The 6,740-nt window shown below is 68.2% G+C and carries 3 protein-coding genes; all 3 read right to left on the reverse strand.

The features are described from left to right. Positions 1 to 207 precede the first annotated feature (207 nt). On the reverse strand, positions 208 to 1,680 hold the full coding sequence (locus tag G6024_RS05345; RefSeq protein WP_067714930.1) for a glutamate synthase subunit beta: 1,473 nt from the start codon (positions 1,678 to 1,680) through the stop codon (positions 208 to 210). Next, the gene (gltB, locus tag G6024_RS05350) at positions 1,673 to 6,274 is read right to left on the reverse strand and encodes a glutamate synthase large subunit (protein ID WP_159148238.1); all 4,602 of its coding nucleotides are present in this window, start codon (positions 6,272 to 6,274) and stop codon (positions 1,673 to 1,675) included. The genes G6024_RS05345 and gltB overlap by 8 nt, the downstream gene beginning before the upstream one ends. A gap of 263 nt (positions 6,275 to 6,537) precedes the next feature. Beyond that, positions 6,538 to 6,740, reverse strand: a 203-nt coding sequence (locus G6024_RS16385) for a hypothetical protein (protein WP_478213477.1), incomplete at its 5' end; no start/stop codon positions are given.

Below are 6,740 nucleotides of genomic sequence, written 5' to 3' on the forward strand. Positions count from 1 at the left end.
CCCGGTCCCGGGAGCTGGGCGCCCGGTCCCGGCAGCTGGGCCGAGGCCACCGGCGCCCCGGCCAGGACGACCGCAGCGCAGAGCGCGGCGATCATGCTGGCGGGGCGACGGCGGACCATGGATGCCTTCCGAGACGGAGGCCGGGCGGCCTGCTATCAGAATAGACCTGATCTTAGGTTCCATTAAGGTCAGGCGCCACGGCGGATCTCAGCGCTGTGCCACGTCCGTCGGTCGGACCGGCTCCGGCAGCGCCGTCTCCCCCATGAGGAAGCGATCCACCGAGGCGGCGGCGGCGCGCCCCTCCGCGATGGCCCACACGATGAGCGACTGCCCGCGGCCCATGTCGCCGGCCACGAACACGCCGTCGACATTGGTCGCGTAGGTGCCGTCACGGTCCACGTTTCCGCGGTCGGTGAAGTCCACCCCCAGGTCGGAACAGAGTCCGGCCTTCTGGGCACCCGTGAAGCCCATCGCCAACAGCACCAGATCCGCCGGGTACTCGAAGTCCGTACCGGGAACGGGCTCGAAGCGCCCGTCCACCATCCTCACCTCGGAACCCTTGAGGGCGGTGACGTGCCCGTTCTCCCCCACGAACTCGGCGGTGGACACGCCGTAGACGCGCTCACCGTTCTCCTCGTGGGCGGAGGCCGTGCGGAACATCAGCGGGTACATCGGCCACGGGGTCGAGGCCGCACGCGTCGCCGGCGGGCGGGGCATGATCTCGAAACTCTTGACCGACCTGGCCCCCTGACGGGTCGCCGTGCCGAGGCAGTCCGCGCCGGTGTCGCCGCCACCGATGATGATGACGTGCTTGTCCCGCGCGTGGATGGCGGGCAACCCGTCGGCATCCACCACCGGGTCGCCGACCGCGGCCTTGTTGGCCAGGGGCAGGTAGTCCATGGCCTGATGGATGCCCTCCAGCTCACGGCCGGGCACGGGCAGGTCCCGCCTCATGGTGGCGCCGCCGCTCAGCACCACCGCGTCGAACTGCTCCCGCAGCTGCGACGCCGTGATGTCCTCGCCGACGTTGACCCCGGAACGGAAGACCGTTCCCTCGGCCTCCATCTGCGCGAGACGCCGGTCGAGGACCGCCTTCTCCATCTTGAACTCGGGGATCCCGTAGCGCATGAGTCCACCGATGCGGTCATCACGCTCGAACACCGTGACGGAGTGTCCGGCGCGCGTGAGCTGCTGCGCGGCGGCCAGACCCGCCGGGCCCGAACCCACGACCGCGACGGTCTGACCCGTACGGAACGACGGGATCACCGGTGCCATGCCGCCGTCGGCCCACGCGGCCTCGGCGATCTCCACCTCGATCTGCTTGATCGTCACGGGCGGCTGGTTGATCCCCAGGACGCAGGAGCCCTCACACGGCGCGGGGCAGAGCCGGCCGGTGAACTCAGGGAAGTTGTTGGTCGCGTGCAGACGGTCGACCGCCGCGTCCCACTTCCCGCGGTGCACCAGGTCATTCCACTCGGGAATGATGTTGCCCAGCGGACACCCCTGGTGGCAGAACGGCACACCGCAGCTCATGCAGCGGGAGGCCTGGGTCTTCAGGTGATCCTCCGGGAGGGTCGTCGACTCGTAGACCTCCTTCCAGTCCATGATGCGCAGGTCGACGGGGCGGCGTTCGGGCAGCTCCCGCTCGGTGTGCTTGAGAAAGCCCTTCGGGTCAGCCATTTGCGGCCTCCATGATCGCCTCGTCCACGTTGCGTCCGTCCTTCTCCGCCTGCTCGATGGCCAGCAGCACGCGCTTGTAGTCGCGCGGCATGACCTTGGCGAAATGATTCACGTTCTGGGCCCAACCACCGAGGATCTCCCGGCCCCGGGCCGAATCGGTCTCCTCCACGTGGCGCTCCACGATGCCGCGGAGGAATTCCACGTCCTCGCTGGTCAGCTCGTCGGTGTCGACGAGCTCCACGTTGAGGTTCTCGGGCAGGACGCCCTGCGGGTCGTAGAAGTAGGCGACGCCACCGGACATGCCGGCCGCGACGTTGCGTCCCGTCTCCCCCAGCACGACGACGCGTCCACCCGTCATGTACTCACAGGCGTGGTCGCCCACGCCCTCCACCACCGCGGTGACGCCCGAGTTGCGCACGCAGAAGCGCTCGCCCACGATGCCGCGGAGGAATACCTCGCCGGCGGTGGCGCCGTAGCAGATCACGTTGCCGGCGATGATGTTGTTCTCGGCCGCGAAATCGGGGGCGGCGTCCTCCGCCGGGCGGACGACGATGCGTCCCCCGGACAGTCCCTTGCCCACGTAGTCGTTGGCGTCACCGAACACCCGCACGGTCACGCCGGAGGCGAGGAACGCCCCGAGCGAGTTGCCGGCGGACCCCGTGAAGCTCAGGTCGATCGATCCCTCCGGGAGCCCGGCACCACCGTGCGCCTTGGAGATCTCGTGGCTGAGCATGGTGCCCACCGAGCGGTTCACGTTGCAGATCGGGTAGCTGCCCGCGAACGGCCCCGTCGCGGGATCAGCGATCACGGAGCGGCTGTCCTCGATGAGCCGGCGGTCGATGACGCCCTCGAGCTTGTGGTCCTGCGACTTGGTGTTCCGCAGGTCCTGGTGCATGAACGGGGACTCCGCCTGGGCGAAGATCGGCGCCAGGTCGAGCTTCGCGACCCGCTTGTTGTGGGCGAACGCCCGCGACTTGTCGAGGCATTCGGAGTGTCCGATCGCCTCGTCCAGCGAACGGAACCCGAGCTCGGCGAGGTACTCGCGCACCTCCTCGGCGATGAACTCCATGAAGTTCACCACGTACTCGGCCTTGCCGTTGAACCGCTCGCGCAGGATCGGGTTCTGGGTGGCGACACCGACGGGGCAGGTGTCGAGATGGCACACGCGCATCATCACGCAGCCGGCCACGACGAGCGGAGCCGTCGCGAATCCGAACTCCTCGCCGCCGAGCAGCGCCGCGACGATGACGTCGCGCCCGGTCTTGAGCTGCCCGTCGACCTGGACGACGATCCGATCCCGCAGGCCGTTGACCAGCAGGGTCTGCTGGGTCTCGGCGAGACCCAGCTCCCACGGGCCGCCCGCATGCTTGAGCGAGGTCAGCGGAGACGCGCCGGTGCCACCGTCGTGGCCGGAGATGAGCACCACGTCGGCGTGCGTCTTGGACACACCCGTCGCGACGGTGCCCACACCCTGCTCGGCCACGAGCTTGACGTGGATCCGGGCCTCGGGGTTGGCGTTCTTCAGATCGTAGATGAGCTGCGCCAGGTCCTCGATCGAGTAGATGTCGTGGTGCGGCGGCGGCGAGATCAGCCCGACGCCCGGGGTCGAGCCACGAACCTCGGCGACCCACGGGTAGACCTTCCCCGGCGGGAGCTGGCCGCCCTCGCCCGGCTTGGCGCCCTGGGCCATCTTGATCTGGATATCGGTGCAGTTGGCCAGGTAGTTGCTGGTCACACCGAACCGGCCTGAGGCCACCTGCTTGATGGCCGACCGGCGCCAGTCACCGTTGGGGTCGGGGCTGAAGCGGTCGATCGACTCGCCGCCCTCGCCCGAGTTGGACCGGGCGTGGAGACGGTTCATGGCGATCGCCAGCGTCTCGTGGGCCTCGGCCGAGATGGAGCCGTAGCTCATCGCGCCCGTGGAGAACCGCTTGACGATCTCCGAGACGGGCTCGACCTCCTCGATCGGCACCGGGGGACGGGTCCCCTTCAGCTCGAACAGGCCGCGGAGGGTGGCCAGACGTTCCGACTGGTCGTCGACGAGCTGGGTGTACTCCTTGAAGATCTCGTAGCGACCGGAGCGCGTGGAGTGCTGGAGCTTGAACACCGTGTCCGGGTTGAACAGGTGGTACTCGCCTTCCCGGCGCCACTGGTACTCCCCGCCGATCTCGAGCTCGCGGTGCGCGGCCTCCTCCGGCCGCGGCAGGAACGCGAAGCGGTGGCGACGGGCCACGTCCTCGGCGATCTCGTCGAGCCCGATGCCGTCGATGGGGCTGATCGAGCCGGTGAAGTACTCGTCGCACAACTCCTGCGAGAGCCCCGTGATGTCGAAGAGCTGCGCACCCGTGTACGAGGCCAGGGTCGAGATGCCCATCTTGGACATCACCTTGAGCACGCCCTTCGCGGCGGCCTTGCGGTAATTGGCGCAGGCCGCGGGGGTGTCCACCCCGGTGAGGTGACCGGTCTTGACGAGCTCGTCGATGGACTCGAACGCCATGTACGGGTTGATCGCCTCGGCGCCGTACCCGAACAGGACCGCCATGTGGTGGACCTCGCGGGCGTCTCCGGATTCGACCACGAGGCTGACCCGGGTACGGGTCTTCTCGCGGACGAGGTGGTGGTGCACGGCCGAGGTGAGGAGCAGCGACGGAATCGGCGCGTTGCGCTCATCCGACTCACGATCCGACAGCACGATGATCGTGGCACCATCCTCGATGGCGTGGGAGATCTCGCGACGGATCCGTTCCAGGGCGATGCGCAGGCCGCGGCCGCCGTGAGCGACGTTGTACAGGCCGCGGACGACCACCGATCGCAGACCGGGACGGGTCTCGCCGGCCGCCATCAGCGTCGACAGCTCGTCGTTGCCGAGGATCGGGTTGTCCAGGCGGATCTGGCGGCACGACTCCGGGCCCGGGTGGATGAGATCGCCCTCGGGGCCGAGCGTCACACCGTAGCTGGTGACGAGCTCCTCGCGGATCGCGTCCAGCGGCGGGTTGGTGACCTGGGCGAAGCGCTGCGCGAAGTAGTCGAACAGCATCCGTGAGCGCTCCGACAGGACCGGCAGCGGCGTGTCGGTGCCCATCGATCCGATCGCCTCCGCACCCGCCCCGGCCATCGGCGAGACGAGGATCCGGAGCTCCTCCTCGGTGAATCCGAAGACCCGCTGTCTCAGCACGACACGCTCGTGCGGCATGTACGGGTGGTCGACCTGCGGGAGATCCCCGAGTCGGACCATGCCCTCGTCGAGCCACTGCTGGTACGGGTGCTCGGCGGCCAGCTCGGTCTTGATCTCCTCGTCGTCGATGATCCGCCCCTGGGCGGTATCGACCAGGAACATCCGGCCCGGGCGCAGGCGGGTCTTGGTGACGACCTTGTCCTGGGGGATGTCGAGGACGCCGACCTCGGAGGCCATGACGACGAGCCCGTCGTCGGTGACCCAGATCCGGGACGGGCGCAGACCGTTGCGGTCGAGCACGGCGCCGATCACGGTGCCGTCGGTGAACGTGATCGACGCCGGTCCGTCCCATGCCTCCATGAGGGAGGCGTGGTACTCGTAGAACGCCCGCTTGGCCGGGTCCATCGTCTCGTGGCGCTCCCACGCCTCGGGGACCATCATGAGCACGGCGTGGGGCAGGGTGCGCCCTGCCAGCGTCAGCAGTTCCAGCGCCTCGTCGAAGCGCGCGGTGTCGGAGCCGCCCGGGGTGCAGATGGGCAGTGCCGCCGACAGGTCCTCGATGTGCTCGCTGGACATGAGTGACTCGCGGGCCCGCATCCAGTTCTCGTTACCGCGGGCGGTGTTGATCTCACCGTTGTGGGCGACGTAGCGGAAGGGATGCGCCAGCGGCCATGCCGGGAACGTGTTGGTGGAGAAGCGGGAGTGGACGATGCCCAGGGCGGACTCCACACGCTCGTCCTGGAGATCCAGGTAGAACTCCGGGAGCTGCTTCTCGGTGAGCATGCCCTTGTAGACGAAGGTCCGAGGGCTCAGGGACGGGAAATACACGGTCTCCGAGCCGAGGTCACCCTTGCCGGGCCCCTTGGAGCCCAGCTCGTGCTCGCAGCGCTTGCGCACGACGAAGCACTTGCGCTCGAGGTCCAGCTCCGTGAGCAGCGCCCCTCCGGGGCCGGCGGCCTTGACGAAGATCTGGTGGATGCTGGGCTGCGCGTCGCGTGAGATCGCGCCGACCGTGGAGTCGTCGACCGGGACCTCACGCCACCCGATCACGGACACGCCCTGTTCGGCGGCGATCCGCTCCACCATCCGCATGGCGTCCATCGCGAGCATGCGGGACTGGGGGAGAAAACAAAGGCCGGTGGCATATGCACCGGCCTCAGGCAGTTCTACGTTCTGCTCCTCACGCATCACTTCGCGGAGGAACAAGTCCGGTACCTGGATCAACAAGCCCGTGCCGTCACCGGTGTTGGCCTCGGCGCCAACGGCGCCGCGGTGCTCGAGGTTCACCAGTGCGGCGATCGCCTTCTCGACGATGTCCCGGGACTTGCGTCCGTACATATCCACAACGAACGCGACGCCACACGAGTCGTGTTCGTATTCAGGGCGGTACAGGCTCTTGGGGCCGGGAGTCGTCATCATGTATTCGCCTTCGCTTGTCGACGGGCGGACTCCGTGGTGTCTGGAGCACCCGTACTCAGAGGACCGAAGTGCTCTGGCTCGGAAATAATATGGGCAGAAGGGGCGCAGCACACAAATCGGGAAAGTCAAACTGTGGCCCCTGACATGGGAAGCCGAGTCCACCTTGTGAGATTTCTCTCAGGGTACGCGCCTCACGCCCACCCGAGATGGCGGAAGGCCCGCCCCGGGCGAATGCTCCCGGGCCGGGCCTTCTCTCAGATAACTCACCGAATGAACGGCATTGGTGGCAACGTGACACCGTCCGGCAGCGCGACTTCGTAGTCACCCAACGATCCGGTCATCACGATGGCGGCATTGACGCCCACCGCGGCGCCTCCGACTCCGGCGACACCCGGTTCGCCTCCACGCCCGTTGGGCGTCGAGGGCCCGGGCGCAACCGGCGGCGCGGCGACCGCCGGCGCTGCCG

The organism is Dietzia maris (assembly GCF_014144855.1).
Taxonomy (GTDB): Bacteria; Actinomycetota; Actinomycetes; order Mycobacteriales; family Mycobacteriaceae; genus Dietzia; species Dietzia kunjamensis.